The sequence below is a fragment of the Bacillus sp. FSL R9-9497 genome, from assembly GCF_038005805.1.
Taxonomy (GTDB): domain Bacteria; phylum Bacillota; class Bacilli; order Bacillales; family Bacillaceae_G; genus Bacillus_A; species Bacillus_A cereus.
The window spans coordinates 647091-668078 of sequence record NZ_JBBOTY010000001.1; the positions used below are offsets into that span (position 1 = coordinate 647091).

Consider the following 20988-nt stretch of genomic DNA (forward strand, 5'->3'; position numbering starts at 1 on the left):
ATGCAAAATCATGAAGAAATGGTGCAGATTATGATGCATCTGCATAATTTCTTCAGAATTGCTTGTTATTGTGGAGTTGAAATTACATTTTAGGTAATCATATTGGCTCAAAAATGATTAATACGGAGGCGGTATAGTGAAAAAAATGACCCGAATTTTTGGGATAACAATAATTACAGCAGTTGGTCTTGCTGCATGCGGACAAACGAATACAGACCATAAAAACCATGAATCTACAAAAGAGAAGAAAACAGAGCAAAAGGAAATGAAAATGAATCAGGAGGTAACGGCGCCAAAAGAAATGAACGAAGGTGCATTGAATGATTTATTAACGACAAGTCTAAAAAATGTGACGAGGTTAAATACAAATGACCCCCTAAAAATGGCAGTATTAACTTCGCAAACGATATGGCCAGCAACTCATAAGGAGAACCAGCCAGGTGCTGTTATTTTAGTACCAGCAAGCGAGTGGCAATTAGGTATTGCGAGTGCAGACCTTATTCATCATCCGAATAACGGGCCGATTTTATTTATAGAAAAAGAAAAGATACCGGAAATGACGTTAAAAGAAATAAAACGATTAAATCCAATCGGAACGAAAGATGGGACACAAATTATGGTGATGGGGGATGTAGGTACTAGCGCGCTTGAACAATTAAAAGGTTATAAAGTAAAACAAATAAAAGAAATGGACCCAGCTATATTTGCGAAGGATGTTGATAAGGAGTATGCCGACATAACAGGAAGCTACCCAAGTAGTGTTATTATTGGTTCGTCTGCAGAAGAAGGACGTTTATATACAACACCCGCTGTAAATTGGATTTCTCATATGCCGGAACCACTACTCTATACAGAAAAGAATAAAGTGCCAGAAGCGACAATAGAGGCATTAAAAATGAGAAAAGATAAAGCAAATATATATGTATTAGGGCCAGAAAAAATTGTTTCAAAAGAAGTGGAAAAAGAGCTGAGCAAATACGGGAAAGTAACGCGTATTAGTGGAGAGACCCCTACAGAAAACTCGATTGCGTTCGCTAAATTTAAAGATGAAAAAACAAAATTTGGCTGGGGATTCACAAAACCTGGTCACGGTTTATCATTTGTTTCAAGTAAAACACCAGATTTAGCAGTTGCTGGGGCACCTTTTTCACATATGGGTAAACACGCACCTGTTGTATTATTAGAAGAAGGTAAAGCTTCACAACCAGTGTATGACTTCCTTGCTACTATTCAGCCGAAGTTTAAAGATGATCCGACACTTGGACCATATAATCATGGCTTCTTATTAGGAAGTACGAGTGATATTTCATTTGAAACACAAGGAATACTAGATGAGAGGTTAGAAATTGTTCAGGAAAGTGGTCAAGGACACGGTGGACATTAATGAAATGAGAAAAGACGCTACTGATATAGCGTCTTTTTCTTTAGGAAACTTTTACATAGTAAAAAATCTTCTACTCGTTATATAATAGCTTTCGTGCAGTCGGCTGATTTTCTTATGGAGAAAATCAAATGATAAAGGAGTAGAGGAGTGGTATTTTGTTTCAAACGATAAAAAATGATTGGTTTTCTAATGTGAGAGGGGACGTGTTATCAGGAATTGTCGTTGCTTTAGCATTAATTCCTGAAGCGATAGCCTTCTCTGTTATCGCTGGTGTGGATCCGACCGTTGGGTTATACGCAGCCTTTTGTATTGCAGTTACCATTTCATTTGTTGGCGGAAGAACTGGGATGATTTCAGCTGCAACAGGTGCAATGGCATTATTAATGGTGACGCTCGTTAAAGATCATGGTTTGCAATATTTATTTGCTACAACAATATTAACAGGTATTGTCCAAATTATTTTTGGCGTGTTCAAACTGAGCTCATTTATGAAGTTTGTTCCGAAATCTGTTATGAGTGGTTTTTTAAATTCACTTGGAATTTTAGTTTTTACAGCGCAATTGCCACATTTTAAAAATGCAACTTGGCAAATGTATGCACTCGTTGTATTAGGACTTGCAATTATATATTTATTTCCACGTATTACAACGGCTGTACCTTCTACGCTTATTTCAATTATTATTGTGACGAGTATTGCACTTATGAGCGGACTACAGTTGAAAACAGTAGGAGATATGGGAAGCTTGCCGAAAGAATTACCATTATTTAGCATTCCTGACGTGCCTTTTACAGTTGAGACATTAGGGATTATTTTACCGTATGCAGTTATGCTTGCAATTATCGGTTTACTAGAATCATTATTAACAGCTTCAGTTTTAGATGATATGACGCATACGGAAAGTAATAAGCATAAAGAGGCACGCGGTCAAGGGATCGCAAACATTGTTGCTGGTTTCTTCGGAGGAATGGCAGGTTGTGCAATGATCGGTCAATCTGTTATTAATATTAAATCAGGTGGACGAGGTCGCCTATCAACATTTGTAGCGGGCGGATTTTTAATCGTATTACTATTTGTTTTAGGAGATTATGTCGTTCATATTCCGATGGCAGCTTTAGTTGCAGTTATGATTATGGTTTCAATCGGAACGTTTGATTGGAACTCTGTAACAACAATTCATAAAGTACCAAAAGGAAACGCATTTGTTATGATTGTAACAGTTGTGATTGTCTTAATTACACATAATTTAGCATTAGGTGTAATTATCGGAACAGTAATTAGTGCGGTTTTATTTGCATTCAATATGGCAAAGATTCACGTGAAACATTTATATATTGAAAATAAGAAAATATACGAAATTCACGGTCAACTTTTTTTTGCATCTACAGCCGACTTTATAAATAATTTTTCATTTAATGAAGATGTAAAAGAAATCGAAATGAACTTTACTCATGCGCACGTATGGGATGATTCGGCAGTGGCATCAATTGATAAAGTTATCATGAAGTATGAACAAAGTGGTGTGAAAGTAACTATAACAGGATTAAATGAACGTAGTTCAAAACTTGTTGCAAATTTAGCTACTTATAATAAAAGAATTGCTAGTTAAAAGCCTCCTTTTTAGGGGGCTTTATTATATAATACGAATAGGATAACGAAAAGGGGATTCAGCATATGTACAAACAAATTATATTAGCATGTGACGGTTCTGAACATGCACTTCGAGCAGCGGAGCATGCAACATATATTGCGAAATGTAGCGAAGAAACAAATGTTGAAGTTGTGTACGTAGTAGATAATAGAACGGCAAAATCAGATATTATACAAGGTCAAACAGATTTAGAAACAATATCGGCTAGTCGAAAAGATAAATTAAAAGAGATTGAAGGTTTATTAAAGAAAGAGAACATTTCTTATACAATTACGATATTACATGGTGATCCTGGAGATACAATTGTTCAATATGTAAATACAGGAGATATAGATCTTGTCATTGCTGGAAGTAGAGGGCTCAATACACTGCAAGAAATGGTGCTGGGAAGTGTAAGTCATAAAATAGCAAAGCGTGTGAAATGTCCAGTGATGATTGTAAAATGAAATAGAATGTAACGAAGACCTTAGTATAACTGAGGTCTTTTTTTATGTATAAATGACTCTTATTTGTGGAAATACTAGATATATAAGTTGAAAAGATGTTAACTTACAAATTTGTAAGTTAGTTGTTAGAGAAATCGATGTTATGAAATTTTTCCCATTGGTAAAATAAAAGTATCAAAGGGGAGATAGGGAGGATGGAAGCAATGAAATCATTTCAAAATTTGTCATATAGCCAAGGTGTCAGTCTTATTTGTTTAGGGGGATTTGCTGCATCTGTTACGTTAGCTGTTTTAATAAAGGTGTTTCATCAAATCTTTTAATCTTATAGTAGGGAAGGAATTGGTTGTTATCATTAGTAGGAACAGCAATGAAAATAAAAAATAGCTCTTAGCATGTATGTAAATGCTAAGAGCTATTTTTATGCTTGTTATATATTATTTAAGCTTGCTTTTGTTTTACTGACCCTGTATTTAAAGTAAGAGCAAGGAAGAACATTGCAAGTACGCAAGATGCAAGTAATAAGATGAATCCGCCATCCCATCCGAATGCATCTACGATAAAGCCCATAGCTGCACTAGCAAAAGCAGCTCCGCCTAAGTAACCGAAGAATCCAGTTAAGCCTGCTGCAGTTCCAGCAGCTTTCTTTGGTGCTAAGTCTAGAGCGTGTAGACCAATTAACATAACCGGTCCGTAAATTAAAAATCCAATTGCGACAAGTGCGATACTATCAACCATTGGATTACCAGGAGGGTTTAACCAGTAAACAAGAACTGCGATAAATACACCAACCATAAATAGAATACCAGCAGGTGCACGACGTCCTTTAAAGAGTTTATCACTCATCCATCCGCAAAGAAGTGTACCTGGAATACCAGCCCATTCATATAGAGCGTAAGCAGTACGTGAGCTACTATGAGTAAAGCTTTTTTCTTCTACTAAATAAGTAGGAGCCCAGTCTACAACGCCGTAACGTACGAAATATACGAAAACGTTCGCAATAGCGATGTACCATAAAAACTTATTGTTTAATACGTATTTAAATAAAATTTCCTTTACTGAAAGCTCGCGTTCGCGATCTTTTACTTTTTCATCTGGTGGATATTCTCCAGTATGTTCTTCAATAGAAGGTAGTCCACAAGATTGAGGTGTATCTTTCATCGTAATTAATACATAAATACCAACTAAAATTGAAAGAATACCTGGGAAGTAAAAAATACTTTTCCAGTCATCTGCGAAGAAGTATAAGCCTAATGTTACAAGTGAAGGCATAAGCGCTCCGCCAACATTATGAGCGACGTTCCAAATAGACATTTTTGTACCACGTTCGCTAATAGAGAACCAGTGAACCATCGTACGACCACAAGGAGGCCATCCCATACCTTGTACCCATCCATTTAAAAACTGAAGTACAAACATAAGTATAATGCTCGTTGTAATGAAAGAAAATGAGCCGAAAATAATATTAATGATACCTGATAAAAATAGCCCAGCTGCTAAAAAGTAGCGAGGATTACAACGATCGGATACGATACCCATAAGAAATTTACTTAATCCGTAAGCGATAGAAACTGCTGAAAGGATAACCCCAAGTTCCCCTTTACTAAAGCCTTGCTCGATTAAGTATGGCATTGCTAGTGAAAAGTTTTTTCGAACAAAGTAGTAACCTGCATAACCGATGAAGATACCTAAGAATACTTGTAAACGTAATTTACGGTATTCGCTATCAACGCGATCAGCTGGTAAGCGTTCCGCGTGGGGCGCAGGTTTAAATAATTGTGTGAAAAACATAAAATGAAAATCCTCCCCTAATTAATTCGAAGCGTTTTAAGACAGAGAACATAAAAAGGCCATGAAATATAAAAAAGTTTCCTTTTTTATGATTCATAGCCGTGTACTCCGTTTCTCCGTGACTGTCAATATTAACTTCGTCGAAAATTATACAACTTTGTGACAAAAATGTAAACGTTTTTATGAATAAAAGTATTGACGGATTTTGTTCGTGGGATTAATATTTAAATACATTAAATATTTTATTGTTTAAATAAGAGGTGGATAACATGCCAAATGATATGACGCATATCGATAAAATTCAAGCTCTTGCCTTTTCGATTGGAAAGAAAATGCAGACGGAGTTATTAGAACAAATGCAAGCGACAGGACTTACACCACCGCAGTTTTATATTTTAAAGATTTTAGATCATTATGGGGCTTCAAGAGCGACAACATTAGCGAAAAAGATGTATGTGAAGCCTAGCGCGATTACAGTGATGATTGATCGTCTAATCGATCAAGAACTTGTAGAACGCTATCACGACAAAGATGACCGTCGCGTTGTCATCATCGAGTTAACGAAAAAGGGGAAAGCTAGAGTAGAAGAGGCAATGACAGCTCGTAACGAGCATATTGCAAAATACTTTTCACATTTAGAGTTGCAAGAAAGAGAAGATTTATTACGTCTCTTTGAGAAGTTAGAAACCATTATTTGTGGGACACAAGAGAAAAAAGAGAATAACTAAGAGGAATTGAGGAGATTACATGGAGCAACAAGAAAATCAAAATAGAAAGTTGTTGTTAATCGGTTTAATTATCGCGATGCTATTTGCTGCATTAGATGGAACAATTGTTGGTACAGCAATGCCACGTATCGTCGGTGACCTAGGTGGATTAAGTTTAATGACATGGTTAACAACAGCTTATATGTTAACATCAACGACAGTTGTACCAATTGCAGGTAAATTAGCGGATTTACTTGGTCGTCGTAACGTATATATAACAGGGCTAGTTATTTTCATGATTGGTTCGGCGTTATGTGGTATGGCAAATGGTATGACAGAATTAATTATTTTCCGTGGTATTCAAGGTCTTGGTGGCGGTATTATGATGCCAATGGCTATGATTATTATTGGAGATATGTTCACGGGGAAAGAACGTGCAAAATGGCAAGGTATTTTTGGTGCGTTATACGGCCTTGCTTCTGTAATTGGACCACAAGTTGGTGGTTGGATTGTAGATGCAGTGAACTGGAGATGGGTATTCTACATTAACTTACCGGTTGGTATTTTAGCAACAATCTTTATTGCAATGGGATTAAAATCGCATAAACAAACAGGACCAATTAAAATTGATATCGCTGGAATCTTTACGATGATTCTCGGTGTTGTAAGTTTATTACTTGCGCTAACGTTTGGCGGAAAAGATTATGCATGGGATTCTTGGCAAATTATCGGTTTATTTGCACTAGCTGTAATTGGTATCGTTAGCTTTGTTATCGTTGAAACGAAAGCTGAAGAGCCAATTTTACCAATGCATTTCTTTAAAAATCGCACATTTACAATACTGAATGCGATTGGATTCTTTATGAGTATTGGAATGTTCGGCGCGATTATGTTCGTACCATTCTTCATGCAAGGTATTGTAGGAGTAAGTGCTGCTGAATCAGGAACAATTATGACTCCAATGATGATTACAATGATTGTGATGAGTATTATCGGTGGGCAACTTGTATTAAAAGTTGGTGTAAAACCACAAATTATCGCAGGTATGCTTATTATGGCCGGTGGTTTCTGGTTATTAACAACGATGGATATGCACACAACGAAGCTTACAGCTACTTCTTATATGATGGTTATCGGTTTAGGAATGGGTCTTGTAATGCCGACATTAACATTAGCGTTACAAGAAAGCTTCCCGAAAAAAGACCTTGGTGTTGTAACATCATCAAGTCAGTTCTTCCGACAAATCGGTGGTACATTTGGTATTACAATTTTAGGATCAATTATGAATAACACTTCAGGTACGACATTAACAAAGAATTTAGTACCTGTATTAGATACATTCCCGAAAGAAGCGGGACAAATGGTAACGAAATTTAAAGATATGATTCACACAGATCCACAAGGTTTATATTCGATGCTATTTAGCCCAGAGGCATTAAAACAAATGCCAGAAGCGTTCGCTAACAGTATTGTACCTATTTTGAAAAACTCTTTAGTAGACTCGCTTCATACTGTATTCTTAACAGGATTAGTATTTATCGTAGTAGGTGCTATCTTTACGATTTTCTTACAAAAAATTAAATTATCAGATCGTAAAAAAGATGCTAAAGAGCCTGTTGTAGAAGAAAAAGAAAAAACTGTATCATACTCGTAATGAAGAAGCATCGCCTTATGGCGGTGCTTTTTTGAGTATAACCTCAAAAGCTTTTTAGTGAGAAATGATTGACGTATTTTTAGAAATACGTTATATTATTTTCTGTAAACGGTTACATGAAATGAGGAGAAAAGAGAATGAGTACGATCAAAGACGTTGCGAAATTAGCGGGAGTATCTGTTGCGACCGTTTCCAGAGTTCTAAATAAAAATGGATATGTTCACGAAGATACATTAAAAAAGGTAGAACGTGCAATTGAGATGTTAGATTATAAGCCTAGTACAGTAGCGCGTTCACTGTATAATAAAAAGTCTCGTTTAATTGGCTTAGTTGTTCCAAATATCGTGAATCCATTCTTTCCGGAAGTTGCACGTGCCGTAGAAGATGTAGCACATAAACAAGGTTACACAGTTGTCCTTTGTAACTCTGATGAAAGTTTAGAAAAAGAGAAACAATATATTGATGTGCTTAGACAAAATAATGTAGATGGATTTATTGTAGCAACGAATCCACAAAATAGTGTTAATTACATGAATTTATCTGTTCCGGTTGTTGCGATTGACCGTATGTTTAATGAGCGTATTCCTACTGTATATGCAGATAACTATGCAGGAAGTCAGGCTGCGACAAAGTTGTTACTAGATAAAGGATGTAAATATATTGCACATATTCGCGGTCCACGTGATGTGAGTACTGCAAATGAACGCTTTGAGGGTTTTGTAGACGTTATTACGCAAAATAATCTTTCGTATATGATTGCAGAGAGTACGTTTGATCCAGCAAATAGTGAGCGTGTAGCGATGGAATTATTAGAAGAATACCCGCATATTGATGGTATTGTTGCTGGGAATGATTTAATTGCGATCGGTATTGTAAAGGCTGCACTTCAAAAGGGGATTGCCATTCCAGATGATTTACAAATTATCGGATTTGATGGCATTTCTTTAACGGAAATGATGTATCCATCTATTACGACAGTTGCACAACCAATATATGAAATGGGGAAAATTGCAACAGAGTTGTTGTTAGAGCAAATGGAAGGAAATACATTAGAAGAGAAACATTATCGTTTGCCGATTGAAATTATAGAACGAAATACAACGAAGTAAGGAGATGAAACAGATGCCAAATATTGCAGTAGTAGGGAGCATTTCAATGGACTTAGTGGCTGTTTCAAAAAAACGGCCGAAAGCAGGAGAAACAGTAATTGGTGAAGCGTTTCATACAATCCCAGGAGGGAAAGGGGCAAACCAAGCAGTTGCTGCAGCTAGATTAGGAGCAAATGTAGCAATGGTTGGAGCGGTAGGAAATGATGATTATGGAACAGTAGTTAGAAAAAATTTAGAGAACGAACGCATTTTTATCGATTATGTGGTACCGGTTACAGATAGAACGACAGGAATTGCTCATATCGTTTTAGCAGAAGAAGATAACAGTATTGTTGTCGTACAAGGGGCAAATGCTCTTGTAAATAAGTCAGTTGTAGATCGCTCCAAAGACCTTCTTGTAAAAGCGGATATGGTTGTTCTTCAACTAGAAATTCCACTTGAAACAGTAAAATATGTATTGACTATTTGTGAGAAACATAATATTCCTGTTATGTTAAATCCAGCGCCAGCACAAGTTTTATCAGAAGAAATTTTAGAAAAGGCAACTTATATTACGCCAAATGAACATGAGTGCCGCATCGTATTAGATGATTTCATCTCACCAATTGAAGATTTACTGGCTAAATATCCAAATAAACTATTGATGACAGAAGGTTCTAACGGTGTTCGTTTCCATAATGGGACGGAGATTGTACATGTTCCTAGCATTGCTGTTGATGTAGTGGATACAACTGGAGCTGGTGATACATTTAATGGTGCGTTAGCAGTTGCACTTTCTGAAGGAGAGACACTTCAAAAAGCAATTCGTTTCGCGAATATTGCCGGTGGTCTTTCTGTAACGAAACTTGGAGCACAGGGCGGTATGCCAACGAGAGAGCGAGTACGTGAAGTGCAGGTGATTGTTGGGTGAAAAAGCATGGTGTATTAAATAGTGAAATCGCGGCAGTCCTTGCTTCACTTGGGCATACAGATACGGTTGTAATTGCTGATTGCGGGTTACCGATTCCGGATGGAGTAAAACGAATTGATTTAGCTGTTGAGATTGGAAAACCGAGTTTTTTAGAGGTGTTACAAGTTGTAGCTGATGATATGGCAATCGAAAAAGTGACGTTAGCAGAAGAAGTCATTATAAATAATGCGGAAGTAAATAAAGAAATAGAGCAGAAATTAATAGAGCCAGCATTTGAGTATGTATCTCATGAGCAATTTAAAGAGCATACAAAGAAAGCGAAGGCGATTATTCGTACAGGCGAGGCTACGCCTTATGCAAATGTAATTTTACATGCAGGCGTGATTTTTTAATAAAGGGAAGTGATGGGAATGCATATTGAAATGAAAAACATTTCAAAGGCGTTCAATGGAAATCCTGTTTTGAAGAATGCACAGTTTATGATTGAAACAGGAGAAGTCCATGCATTGATGGGGGAAAATGGAGCGGGTAAATCAACGCTCATGAAGATTTTAACAGGTGTATACAAAAAAGATGGTGGGACAATCACGATTGATGGGCAAGAGCGCACCTTTAAAAATGCGAAAGAAGCTGAAGAGTACGGCATCGCATTTATACATCAAGAACTAAACATATTGCCGAATTTAACAGTAGCTGAAAATATGTTTCTCGGTAAAGAGTTAATGTATGGGAAAACAGGTATTTTACGCACTCGACAAATGAACGCCATTGCGCAGCAGCAACTAGCGGAGTTAGGGTTGCATGTAAGAGGCGCTATGTTAGCAGAGGAATTATCGGTTGGACAACAGCAAATTATCGAAATTGCGAAAGCATTAATGACCAACGCGAGCGTTATTATTATGGATGAACCTACTGCGGCACTGACGGATCGTGAAATCGAAACGCTCTTTACAGTAATCAATAAGTTACGTAAAGAAGGTGTTTCATTCGTGTACATTTCGCATCGTATGGAAGAGATTTTCTCAATATGTGATGCTATTACGATTTTGCGTGATGGAGAATACGTCGGAAAGAGATTAATTCCAGAAACATCATTTGATGAAGTAGTGAGTATGATGGTGGGGCGCAGCATTGGTGAACGTTATCCAGAGCGAAATAGTCAAATTGGTGATGTCATTTTTGAAATGCGTAACGGAACGAAGAAAGGGAAATTTGAAAATGTTTCTTTTCAAGTGAGGAAAGGTGAAATCCTTGGTGTAGCTGGTTTGATGGGAGCTGGCCGTACAGATATTATGAAAGCGATATTTGGATACGAACCTTTAGACTCTGGACAAATTTTTATAAATGGACAAGAGGTAAAGATTGATAGTCCAATAGATGCAATTAGACAAAGAATTGCTTTTATTACAGAAGATAGAAAGTCTGAAGGATTAGTGTTAGATTTTTCAATTCGAGAAAATTTAGCTTTACCGAATTTAGAAAGTCTTTCAAAGGGAAGTGTTCTAAGCAATGAGCTAGAACAACAGTTTACAGAGGATATGATGAAGCTTCTTAATGTGAAAGCATCTAGCGGAGAGCAGGCAGTGAAATCTCTTTCTGGTGGAAATCAGCAAAAGATTGTAATCGCAAAATGGCTAGGCATTCATCCGCAATTACTCATTTTAGATGAGCCAACAAGAGGTGTTGATGTTGGAGCGAAAAAAGAAATTTACTCTATTATGAATAAGCTTACAGAGCAAGGCGATGCCGTTATTATGGTATCATCTGAGCTTCCGGAAGTTTTAGGGATGAGTGATCGAGTTCTTGTTATTCATGAAGGAAAAGTCGGCGGAATTTTAGAGAAAGATGAGGCATCACAAGAGTCTATTATGGCACTAGCTACAGGGGGAGAGTAAGGATGGCTAAGAAGGGGAATGTATTACAACAACTCGGTTCTTTAATCGGTTTAGTATTAATTATCGTCGTAATTACAGCTTTAAATCCAGCGTTCATTGAAATTCCAAATTTATTTAATATACTGCGTCAAGTATCGATTAATGCGCTTATTGCATTCGGAATGACCTTCGTAATTTTAACAGGGGGTATTGACTTATCGGTAGGTTCTATTTTAGCATTATCAAGTGCACTTGTTGCTGGAATGATGGCAAGTGGCATGGATCCGTTCCTTGCAATGGCAGTTGGATTATTAGCAGGTCTTGTAATGGGAATTGTAAACGGTATCATCATTGCGAAAGGAAAAGTAGCTCCATTTATTGCAACTTTGGCAACAATGACTATTTTTCGTGGGTTGACGCTTGTTTATATGGACGGACGTCCGATCACTGGTCTTGGTGATCATTTAATGTTCCAAATGTTTGGCCGCGGTTATTTTCTTGGTATTCCGGTACCAGCTGTTACAATGATGATCGCTTTCGCAGTACTGTACTTCATTTTGAAGAAAACGACATTTGGTCGCCGTACATTTGCAATTGGTGGAAATGAAGAAGCAGCAGCACTATCAGGTATTAATGTTACGAGAATTAAAGTAATGATTTACGGTCTTTCCGGAATTTTGGCAGCGCTTGCAGGTATTGTCTTAACATCACGATTAGATTCTGCACAGCCGACTGCAGGTACTTCTTATGAATTAGATGCAATTGCAGCAGTTGTATTAGGTGGAACAAGTCTTTCTGGGGGAAGAGGATGGATTGTTGGTACATTCATCGGTGTACTTATTATCGGTGTACTAAATAACGGTTTAAATTTATTGGGTGTATCTTCTTTCTTCCAACAAGTTGTAAAAGGACTTGTAATCTTACTAGCTGTATTAATTGATCGCAGAAAAGAAGCGTAATGGAGGGACAGTTCATGAAGAAATGGTTACTTATACTCGTTGCATGTATTATGGTCATTACTGCTGGTTGTTCAATGGAACCGCCAGAATGGGCAAAGGATTCTAGCGATAAAGGTCGAAATAAAACTATTAAAGTTGGATTCTCTGTTTCAACTTTAAATAATCCCTTTTTTGTAACTTTGAAAAAGGGTGCAGAAAAGAAAGCGAAAGATAGTGGCATCGAATTAATTGCTGTTGATGCACAAAATGATGCAGCAAAGCAAACGAACGATGTTGAAGATTTAATTCAAAAGGGTGTCGATGTAGTTGTTATTAATCCGACCGATTCAGATGCTGTTGCTTCAGCAGTAAGTGCGGCAAATGCAGCAAATGTTCCTGTTATTACAGTAGACCGCGTTGCGAATTCAGGTAAGGTTGTTTCTCACATTGCTTCTAACAATATCGAAGGTGGTCAAATGGCTAGTGATTACATTCGGGAATTAGTTGGCGAAGGAGCAAACGTTGCTGAGTTAGAAGGAATCCCTGGATCTTCCGCTGCTCGTGAACGTGGGAAAGGATTCCATAACGTAGCCGATAAGTCTTTAAAAGTAGTTGCAAAACAAGCGGCTGATTTTGATAGAGCGAAAGGATTATCTGTTATGGAAAACATTTTGCAAGCAAATAGCGATATTAAAGCCGTGTTTGCTCATAACGATGAGATGGCATTAGGTGCACTTGAAGCATTGAAGTCTGCTGGAAAAACAGATGTAGTAGTTGTTGGATTTGATGCAACAGAAGATGCTGTGAAAGCGGTTAACGATGGGCGTATGGCTGCAACAGTCGCTCAAAAACCAGAATTAATCGGAGAGAAGGCGATGCAAACAGCAAAAGAGATAACACAAGGTAAAAAAGTGGACAAATCTATTCCGATTGAATTAGAGCTTATTAAGAAAAAAAAATAAATATAAAATGAAAATTAGGAAGGAAGAATAACAAATGAAATTCTTTATTGATACAGCAAACATTAACGAAATTAAAGAGGCAAATGCATTAGGCGTATTAGCTGGAGTAACGACAAATCCATCACTTGTAGCAAAAGAAGGCGTAGATTTCCACGAACGCATTCGTGAAATTTGCAACGTTGTAGAAGGACCTGTAAGTGCAGAAGTAATTAGCTTAGAAGCTGATAAGATGATTGAAGAAGGAAAAGAACTAGCGAAGATTGCTCCAAACGTTGTTGTAAAAGTTCCAATGACAACAGAAGGTTTAAAAGCAGTAAAAGCGTTCTCTGATTTAGGAATTCGTACAAACGTTACATTAGTATTCTCAGCAGTTCAAGCATTACTTGCAGCTCGTGCTGGTGCAACATACGTTTCACCATTCTTAGGTCGCTTAGACGATATCGGTCATAACGGTATGGACTTAATTCGTCAAATCGCAGAAATCTTTGCAATTCATGGCATCGAAACAGAAATCATTGCAGCATCTGTACGTCACAGTGTTCACGTAACTGACGCAGCATTAAACGGTGCACATATTGCAACAATCCCAGCAAACGTAATTGCTTCATTAGTGAAGCACCCATTAACAGATCAAGGAATTGAGAAATTTTTAGCTGATTGGGAAAAAACACAAGAGAAATAATAGAAAAGCAAGAATCCTAGTTTAATTGACTAGGATTCTTTTTTTTATTTAAAAGAATTTTCATGCAATTTTGCATATTGTCTTTTAAATTTGTTATATAAGATATTTAATATATATCACATAACTCTTTATTTTTCATATTTCGACATAAAGTGAAACTTTAATCAGTGGGGGCTTTGTTCATCCCCACACTGATTATTAATTGAACCAAGGGATAAAAAGATAGAGGGTCTGACCAGAAAACTGGAGGGCATGATTCTATAACAAAAAGCTTAATGTTTATAGAATTATGTCTTTTTATATAGGGAGGGTAGTAAACAGAGATTTCGACAAAAATGCACCAATTTATCTGAATTTTAAGTTTTATAAAAGGGGAGAAATGGAATGAGAAGAAAAGCACCATTTAAAGTGTTGTCATCATTAGCAATTGCGGCAATTATCGGATGTACATCTGTAATGAGTGCTCCGTTAGCATATGCAGAAACGGCAGCAAAAGAGAAAGATAATGTATCTACAACACCAATTGATTACAATTTAATTCAAGAAGATCGTTTAGCGGAAGCACTGAAAGAAAGAGGAACAATTAATCCAGCATCTTCTAAAGAAGAGACGAAAAAAGCTGTTGAGCAATATATTGAAAAGAAACAAGGAGATCAGGCGAATAAAGAAATTCTTCCAGATGCTCACTCACAAGAAACGTCTGATTTCACAAAAAAAGTAAAAGAGAAAAAGATGGAAGAAAAGGAAAATGTAAAAAAGGCTGAAAAAAATGTTAGCCTTGAGCAAAAGCCAGAACCAAATAAAAAGCAATTGAATGAGCAAGTTCCAACTTCAAAAGCAAAGCAAGCTCCATATAATGGATCTGTTCGATCGGATAAAGTATTAGTGCTACTCGTTGAATTTAGTGATTATAAACATAATAATATTGATCAAACACCAGGTTATATGTATTCGAAAGACTTTAGTAGAGAACATTATCAAAAGATGTTGTTCGGTAATGAGCCTTATACTTTATTTGATGGTTCAAAAGTAAAAACGTTTAAACAATACTATGAAGAGCAGTCTGGTGGTAGTTATACGACAGATGGATATGTAACGGAGTGGCTAACTGTTCCAGGAAAAGCATCTGATTATGGAGCTGATGGTAGCAGTGGTCACGATAATAAAGGTCCGAAAGGTGCACGTGATTTAGTGAAAGAAGCTTTGCATGCAGCTGCTGAGAAAGGACTAGATTTATCCCAGTTTGATCAATTTGATAGATATGATACAAACGGGGACGGGAATCAAAATGAACCTGACGGTGTAATTGATCATTTAATGGTAATCCATGCTGGTGTTGGTCAAGAAGCTGGTGGCGGTAAATTAGGTGATGATGCGATCTGGTCACATCGTTCAAAATTAGCAGTAGATCCAGTAGCGATTGAAGGTACGAAATCAAAGGTAGATTACTTTGGTGGTAAAGTCGCAGCACATGATTACACAATTGAACCGGAAGATGGAGCTGTAGGTGTGTTTGCACATGAATTTGGACATGATCTTGGATTACCAGATGAATATGACACGAAATATACTGGAAATGGTTCACCAGTCGAAGCTTGGTCATTAATGAGTGGAGGTAGTTGGACAGGGAAAATCGCAGGAACAGAGCCGACTAGTTTTTCACCACAAAATAAAGACTTTTTACAAAAGAATATGGGTGGCAACTGGGCAAAAATATTAGAAGTAGATTACGATAAAATTAAGAGTGGTGTGGGAGTTCCTACCTATATTGATCAAAGTGTTACGAAATCAAACCGTCCAGGCGTTGTACGTGTTAACTTACCAGGTAAAAGTGTTGAAACGATTAAACCGGAGTTTGGAAAGCATGCATATTATAGTACAAGAGGCGATGATATACATACAACGTTAGAGACACCATTCTTTAATTTAACAAAGGGAACAAATGCAAAATTCGATTATAAAGCAAATTATGAGTTAGAAGCAGAGTGCGATTTCGTCGAAGTACATGCAGTAACAGAAGATGGAATGAAGACGTTAATTGATAGACTTGGAGAAAAAGTAGTCCAAGGAGATAAAGATACAACAGATGGGAAATGGATTGATAAATCATATGATTTAAGTCAATTTAAAGGCAAAAAAGTGAAACTACAATTCGACTATATTACAGATCCGGCTGTAACATATAAAGGTTTTGCGATGGATAATGTAAATGTAACTGTTGATGGACAAGTTGTATTTTCTGATGATGCAGAAGGACAGTCTAAAATGAATTTAAATGGTTTTGTTGTTTCTGATGGGACAGAGAAGAAAGCTCATTACTACTACTTAGAATGGAGAAACTATGCGGGATCAGATAATGGATTAAAAGCAGGAAAAGGTCCAGTGTACAATACAGGTCTTGTCGTTTGGTATGCAGATGATAGCTTTAAAGATAACTGGGTTGGGATGCATCCAGGTGAAGGATTCCTTGGTGTTGTTGACTCTCATCCAGAAGCGCTAGTTGGTAATTTAAACGGGAAACCAGCATACGGTAATACGGGCATGCAAATTGCAGATGCTGCATTTTCATTTGATAAAACACCAGCATGGAGTGTAAATTCATTAACACGTGGTCAGTTTAACTATTCTGGATTACAAGGTGTTACAACTTTTGATGATTCAAAAGTATATAGTAACAAGCAAATTGCAGACGCAGGAAGAAAAGTTCCAAACCTTGGACTTAAATTCCAAGTTGTTGGACAGGCAGAAGATAAATCGGCAGGCGCTGTTTGGATTAAACGCTAATAACATAAAAGCACATTCTTCATATGAAGAGTGTGCTTTTTAATTTGTACAGTAAGTTATTATTTTAGCTTATGTAATACAAGTCTCTGTTCATATGTAGTGTATCAAATTATGTGGGGAAAGGAAATATTTCCGAGGAAATTGTCGAAGTATCGTCGGTATTTATACACCTTTTTTGTAAAAGAAGAAATGTAGTATTGCCTTTACAGTTTAATTTATTTACATTGTTACTTGGTTACACACAAAAGTAATATATTCGGCAGTAAAAGAGCGCTATTGGATAGTGCTCTTTTTGTAGATAGAAAGGAGTTGAGTTAAATGAAAGAAATAATTGAATGTCCACAGTGTGAAGGAGAGATTACTGCGCAACATATTATTGATCTCCCGCATCCTTTTTCATTCAGATGTCCACACTGCAAGGTGAAGTTAAAAGAAATGAGAATCACACCGTGCTTAATATTAGCAGCAATTTGTATCATTCCACTGTTTATTATAATTGGAGAGAGTATTAAGGAATTACTAGTAAAATATTTTTCTATTATAGATGATGTACCAACTGTACTTATTTTCTTCTTATTTTGTTATCCATTGTATTATTTCTATGAAAAATATAATGCTATATTGTTTATTAAATACGGCTTATTGAAAGTTAAAAGTTGAATTGAATAGGAGATTATCATAATGCTTTGGAAAATATATTTAGTTATTGTAGCAATATTAGCTATTATTTCGTTAGTAAGGGGCATGTTTCAAACACCAATTCAAAAGTTTGACTTTGTAGTTTCTATTATTACGTGGATAGGGCTCTTTGGTTTTGTATTTGATATACAAATATTAACCTCAATTGTTTGGAAATGTATTTTCTTGTTTAGCATCATTTGGACTTTAACTGCAGTTTTTGTTTTTCGTTTATATGAGGAGCGAGATGAGCCGTTACCTTTTATATTTAAAGTAATTGGAATTATTCCAACGCTTCCATTATATTACGGATTATATCAATATGCATTTTAAAAAAGACAACGATGGATTATCCCATCATTGTCTTTTTTACTTTGCTTCTTACATAAATCATCCCAGCAAATGTTAATAAAAATGCTGTCCCGATAATGAAGCTGATGCTAGGTGATGCTCCGATTGCGCCGACTGTAAAGGAGCCAGCAACAACTCCTAATGAGAAGAAGGCATAAAATAATCCGAATGCCTTTCCGCGATTATCGTCTGTAGTATTTTCAACGAGTAAAGCGTTAATAGAGGGGAAGAGGATTGCGAATCCAATTCCATAAATCATCATTACGATAAAGAGCATACCTTTTGTAGCAAATAATCCGAGTAAAGATAATGCGAATGCCATAACTGCAATTCCGATTAGCATTAGTTTCGAACGATTAAATCGATCGTAAATACGATTTGTTGGAAGCAAGAAGAAGAGGATAGCAGTTATACCAAATACACTTAACATCATGCCTGTTGTGGATGCTTTAAGCGCTAATGCCTCAACTTTTACTGGTAACATATAAGTGACAATTCCTTGTGAAAACATTAATGTGAAAGCACCAATATATGCTTGTAATAACGGTTCTGATTTTAAAAGTTCAACCATATCTTCTTTGTTCATCATTTGCGTTCTTGATGTATCTTTTCTTGATACGTTATTTGGTAAGAAGAATAGAGATACGATCGTACCAAGAGCCATTAAAATAGAAATAGTAATGAAGACCCATTCTACGCCAGCTGTTGCTTTCATAATACCGCTGAAAGCCGGTCCTACGATTGCGGCTGTTCCAACAGCAGCACCAGATAGAGCCATTGCTTTTCCTTGTCTTTTTGCATTTGTTTGTTTTGATAAAAATGTAAAGGCAGCAGGAATTAAAAAGCCATCACTAAATCCATGCATAAAGCGAACAACTAATAGTTGTTCACCACTTTGAACAACGGTGTATAACAAGACTATGAAACTCGTAATTCCCATGCTTATATAAAGGATTTTTTTTGCACCAAATTTATCGACAGCTGCTCCAGCAATAATATTACCGATCATATTAGCGAATGAGTACATACCGACAACTAGCCCGATAATAAGAGGGGTTCCTCCAAGGCTTTGAGCGAAAGTACTCATAATAGGTAATTGTGAAAATGTATCTAAAAATGCCACGATAACGATAAAGTAAATAAAATATTTCAAGCGATATTCACCTCTCCTATGCTATTATGGCACAATGCTAATTTCACCTGCAATGAAATTGAATTAACAGATGTGGAAAAAAGTACAAAGTGACAAAATATTGAACGTTATTTGTAAAAAATTAGTAGAGATGCGATTGTTTTTTTGAAATATATGGATAGAAGTATTATAATAGAATTGTAAACTTCACCAGGTTAAGTATATACATAGAGAGGGATGTATAAAATGAAAGCACTACTTTGGCATAATCAACGTGATGTACGAGTAGAAGAAGTACCAGAACCAACAGTAAAACCAGGAACAGTGAAAATCAAAGTTAAATGGTGTGGTATTTGTGGGACAGACTTGCATGAATATTTAGCAGGGCCTATTTTTATTCCAACAGAAGAACATCCATTAACACATGTGAAAGCACCTGTTATTTTAGGTCATGAGTTTAGTGGTGAGATAATAGAGATTGGTGAAGGAGTTACATCTCATAAAGTGGGAGACCGCGTTGTTGTAGAACCAATTTATTCTTGTGGTAAATGTGAAGCTTGTAAACATGGACATTACAATGTTTGTGAACAACTTGTTTTCCACGGTCTTGGCGGAGAAGGCGGCGGTTTCTCTGAATATACAGTAGTACCAGAAGATATGGTTCATCACATTCCAGATGAAATGACGTATGAACAAGGTGCGCTTGTAGAACCAGCAGCAGTAGCAGTTCATGCAGTACGTCAAAGTAAATTAAAAGAAGGGGAAGCTGTAGCAGTATTTGGTTGCGGTCCAATTGGACTTCTTGTTATCCAAGCAGCTAAAGCAGCAGGAGCAACTCCTGTTATTGCAGTTGAACTTTCTAAAGAACGTCAAGAGTTAGCGAAATTAGCAGGTGCGGATTATGTATTAAATCCAGCAACTCAAGATGTGTTAGCTGAAATTCGTAACTTAACAAATGGTTTAGGTGTAAATGTTAGCTTTGAAGTAACAGGTGTTGAAGTTGTACTACGTCAAGCGATTGAAAGTACAAGCTTCGAAGGACAAACTGTAATTGTTAGTGTATGGGAAAAAGACGCAACAATTACTCCAAATAACTTAGTATTAAAAGAAAAAGAAGTTATTGGTATTTTAGGATACCGTCACATCTTCCCAGCTGTTATTAAATTAATTAGCTCTGGTCAAATTCAAGCAGAGAAATTAATTACGAAAAAAATTACAGTCGATCAAGTTGTTGAAGAAGGATTTGAAGCACTTGTAAAAGATAAAACACAAGTGAAAATTCTTGTTTCACCTAAATAAGATAGAATCGAATAGAGTAGCCCTTTTCTAGAAATAGAAGAGGGCTACTTTTTTTCTATACTGAAAGGTGATAGACTTTCCTTTGACTAAATGTATTTTTGTTTGGAAGGGAGAATCTAATGCTTTCATTTTTGTTAACTTTAAAGCGAATGTTAAGAGCCTGTTTACGAGCGTGGAAAGATAAAGAATTTCAAGTATTATTCGTATTAACAATTTTGACTTTAATATCGGGTACGATTTTTTATAGTACAGTTGAAGAATTACGTCCTATTGACGCTTTATATTTTAGTGTGGTCACGTTGACGACTGTCGGTGATGGGAATTTTAGTCCGCAAACTGATTTCGGAAAGATATTTACAATCTTATACATATTTATTGGGATTGGATTAGTGTTTGGATTTATTCATAAGTTAGCAGTTAATGTACAATTGCCAAGTATATTATCGAATAGAAAAAAAGAGTAAAGCATTCAGATGCTTTACTCTTTTTTTACATTAGTTTAGACAAGCCTTAATAATAGTTTATTAAAATGAAAGTGTATTCATTCATTATATTCACTGTGTATAAAGTTATAATGATATGAACATTTGCATATTTTAATTTATTGATAGAAATTTCGTGAAAGGTGGGATATTCTAGTC

20 protein-coding genes are annotated in these 20988 nt (G+C 36.3%); 18 read left to right on the forward strand and 2 right to left on the reverse strand.

Annotated features, from left to right (window positions below; translation table 11 throughout):
- The first annotated feature begins 136 nt into the window (after positions 1–136).
- From MKY21_RS03295 to MKY21_RS03310, 4 genes are all read left to right on the forward strand, one after another.
- Complete coding sequence (locus MKY21_RS03295) at positions 137–1384, forward strand: cell wall-binding repeat-containing protein (protein ID WP_109140733.1); 1248 nt, start codon at positions 137–139, stop codon at positions 1382–1384.
- Between the two features lie 155 nt (positions 1385–1539).
- On the forward strand, positions 1540–2991 hold the full coding sequence (locus MKY21_RS03300; RefSeq protein WP_000487916.1) for a SulP family inorganic anion transporter: 1452 nt from the start codon (positions 1540–1542) through the stop codon (positions 2989–2991).
- A 65-nt stretch (positions 2992–3056) separates the two neighbouring features.
- Positions 3057–3479: a universal stress protein gene (locus MKY21_RS03305; protein WP_000277999.1), complete on the forward strand. Its 423-nt coding sequence runs from the start codon at positions 3057–3059 to the stop codon at positions 3477–3479.
- Positions 3480–3682: 203 nt separating this feature from the next.
- The gene (locus MKY21_RS03310) at positions 3683–3799 is read left to right on the forward strand and encodes a DUF4027 family protein (protein ID WP_000834733.1); all 117 of its coding nucleotides are present in this window, start codon (positions 3683–3685) and stop codon (positions 3797–3799) included.
- A 118-nt stretch (positions 3800–3917) separates the two neighbouring features.
- Here MKY21_RS03310 and glpT read toward each other — a convergent pair whose 3' ends face one another.
- Entirely contained in the window at positions 3918–5267 is a 1350-nt protein-coding gene (gene glpT / locus MKY21_RS03315; RefSeq protein WP_000466384.1) for a glycerol-3-phosphate transporter, read from the reverse strand.
- A gap of 269 nt (positions 5268–5536) precedes the next feature.
- On the opposite strand from glpT, the gene MKY21_RS03320 reads away from it, so the two are divergent.
- From MKY21_RS03320 to MKY21_RS03375, 12 genes are all read left to right on the forward strand, one after another.
- The gene (locus MKY21_RS03320) at positions 5537–5995 is read left to right on the forward strand and encodes a MarR family winged helix-turn-helix transcriptional regulator (protein ID WP_001132365.1); all 459 of its coding nucleotides are present in this window, start codon (positions 5537–5539) and stop codon (positions 5993–5995) included.
- 19 nt (positions 5996–6014) lie between these two features.
- Positions 6015–7628: an MDR family MFS transporter gene (locus MKY21_RS03325; protein WP_000437641.1), complete on the forward strand. Its 1614-nt coding sequence runs from the start codon at positions 6015–6017 to the stop codon at positions 7626–7628.
- A gap of 137 nt (positions 7629–7765) precedes the next feature.
- On the forward strand, positions 7766–8737 hold the full coding sequence (gene rbsR / locus MKY21_RS03330) for a ribose operon transcriptional repressor RbsR (RefSeq protein WP_086391912.1): 972 nt from the start codon (positions 7766–7768) through the stop codon (positions 8735–8737).
- Positions 8738–8750: 13 nt separating this feature from the next.
- Positions 8751–9647 carry a ribokinase gene (rbsK, locus tag MKY21_RS03335; RefSeq protein ID WP_341075422.1) on the forward strand — a complete coding sequence of 299 codons (897 nt, stop codon included), beginning with the start codon at positions 8751–8753 and terminating at the stop codon, positions 9645–9647.
- Positions 9644–10039, forward strand: a complete 396-nt coding sequence (gene rbsD, locus MKY21_RS03340) for a D-ribose pyranase (protein WP_000716151.1) — start codon at positions 9644–9646, stop codon at positions 10037–10039. Before rbsK ends, rbsD begins: the two co-directional genes overlap by 4 nt.
- An 18-nt stretch (positions 10040–10057) precedes the next feature.
- Positions 10058–11542, forward strand: a complete 1485-nt coding sequence (gene rbsA, locus MKY21_RS03345) for a ribose ABC transporter ATP-binding protein RbsA (RefSeq protein ID WP_016117168.1) — start codon at positions 10058–10060, stop codon at positions 11540–11542.
- A 2-nt stretch (positions 11543–11544) separates the two neighbouring features.
- Positions 11545–12480 (forward strand): ABC transporter permease subunit, encoded by a 936-nt coding sequence (locus tag MKY21_RS03350; RefSeq protein ID WP_001074641.1) that lies wholly within the window; start codon positions 11545–11547, stop codon positions 12478–12480.
- A 14-nt stretch (positions 12481–12494) separates the two neighbouring features.
- On the forward strand, positions 12495–13421 hold the full coding sequence (gene rbsB / locus MKY21_RS03355) for a ribose ABC transporter substrate-binding protein RbsB (protein ID WP_044797147.1): 927 nt from the start codon (positions 12495–12497) through the stop codon (positions 13419–13421).
- 34 nt (positions 13422–13455) lie between these two features.
- Positions 13456–14103: a fructose-6-phosphate aldolase gene (gene fsa / locus MKY21_RS03360; RefSeq protein WP_000667661.1), complete on the forward strand. Its 648-nt coding sequence runs from the start codon at positions 13456–13458 to the stop codon at positions 14101–14103.
- Between the two features lie 384 nt (positions 14104–14487).
- Complete coding sequence (gene inhA2, locus MKY21_RS03365; protein WP_341075423.1) at positions 14488–16887, forward strand: M6 family metalloprotease immune inhibitor InhA2; 2400 nt, start codon at positions 14488–14490, stop codon at positions 16885–16887.
- Positions 16888–17205: 318 nt separating this feature from the next.
- The gene (locus MKY21_RS03370) at positions 17206–17547 is read left to right on the forward strand and encodes a hypothetical protein (protein ID WP_000658666.1); all 342 of its coding nucleotides are present in this window, start codon (positions 17206–17208) and stop codon (positions 17545–17547) included.
- 21 nt (positions 17548–17568) lie between these two features.
- The gene (locus MKY21_RS03375) at positions 17569–17898 is read left to right on the forward strand and encodes a hypothetical protein (protein WP_341075425.1); all 330 of its coding nucleotides are present in this window, start codon (positions 17569–17571) and stop codon (positions 17896–17898) included.
- 16 nt (positions 17899–17914) lie between these two features.
- Here MKY21_RS03375 and MKY21_RS03380 read toward each other — a convergent pair whose 3' ends face one another.
- Positions 17915–19069: an MFS transporter gene (locus MKY21_RS03380; protein ID WP_000873271.1), complete on the reverse strand. Its 1155-nt coding sequence runs from the start codon at positions 19067–19069 to the stop codon at positions 17915–17917.
- Between the two features lie 225 nt (positions 19070–19294).
- Here MKY21_RS03380 and bdhA point away from each other — a divergent pair, with 225 nt between their 5' ends.
- Positions 19295–20347: a (R,R)-butanediol dehydrogenase gene (gene bdhA, locus MKY21_RS03385; protein ID WP_016117171.1), complete on the forward strand. Its 1053-nt coding sequence runs from the start codon at positions 19295–19297 to the stop codon at positions 20345–20347.
- A 119-nt stretch (positions 20348–20466) separates the two neighbouring features.
- Complete coding sequence (locus tag MKY21_RS03390; protein ID WP_000948209.1) at positions 20467–20811, forward strand: potassium channel family protein; 345 nt, start codon at positions 20467–20469, stop codon at positions 20809–20811.
- The last annotated feature ends 177 nt before the right edge of the window (positions 20812–20988 follow it).

Bases quoted from the DNA above. Each gene is read 5' to 3' on its own strand.
- MKY21_RS03305 (WP_000277999.1), top strand. From the start codon at position 3,057: ATGTACAAACAAATTATATTAGCATGTGACGGTTCTGAACATGCACTT.
- MKY21_RS03310 (WP_000834733.1), top strand. From the start codon at position 3,683: ATGAAATCATTTCAAAATTTGTCATATAGCCAAGGTGTCAGTCTTATT.
- glpT (WP_000466384.1), bottom strand. From the start codon at position 5,267: ATGTTTTTCACACAATTATTTAAACCTGCGCCCCACGCGGAACGCTTA.
- MKY21_RS03320 (WP_001132365.1), top strand. From the start codon at position 5,537: ATGCCAAATGATATGACGCATATCGATAAAATTCAAGCTCTTGCCTTT.
- MKY21_RS03325 (WP_000437641.1), top strand. From the start codon at position 6,015: ATGGAGCAACAAGAAAATCAAAATAGAAAGTTGTTGTTAATCGGTTTA.
- rbsR (WP_086391912.1), top strand. From the start codon at position 7,766: ATGAGTACGATCAAAGACGTTGCGAAATTAGCGGGAGTATCTGTTGCG.
- rbsK (WP_341075422.1), top strand. From the start codon at position 8,751: ATGCCAAATATTGCAGTAGTAGGGAGCATTTCAATGGACTTAGTGGCT.
- rbsA (WP_016117168.1), top strand. From the start codon at position 10,058: ATGCATATTGAAATGAAAAACATTTCAAAGGCGTTCAATGGAAATCCT.
- MKY21_RS03350 (WP_001074641.1), top strand. From the start codon at position 11,545: ATGGCTAAGAAGGGGAATGTATTACAACAACTCGGTTCTTTAATCGGT.
- rbsB (WP_044797147.1), top strand. From the start codon at position 12,495: ATGAAGAAATGGTTACTTATACTCGTTGCATGTATTATGGTCATTACT.
- fsa (WP_000667661.1), top strand. From the start codon at position 13,456: ATGAAATTCTTTATTGATACAGCAAACATTAACGAAATTAAAGAGGCA.
- inhA2 (WP_341075423.1), top strand. From the start codon at position 14,488: ATGAGAAGAAAAGCACCATTTAAAGTGTTGTCATCATTAGCAATTGCG.
- MKY21_RS03370 (WP_000658666.1), top strand. From the start codon at position 17,206: ATGAAAGAAATAATTGAATGTCCACAGTGTGAAGGAGAGATTACTGCG.
- MKY21_RS03375 (WP_341075425.1), top strand. From the start codon at position 17,569: ATGCTTTGGAAAATATATTTAGTTATTGTAGCAATATTAGCTATTATT.
- bdhA (WP_016117171.1), top strand. From the start codon at position 19,295: ATGAAAGCACTACTTTGGCATAATCAACGTGATGTACGAGTAGAAGAA.
- MKY21_RS03390 (WP_000948209.1), top strand. From the start codon at position 20,467: ATGCTTTCATTTTTGTTAACTTTAAAGCGAATGTTAAGAGCCTGTTTA.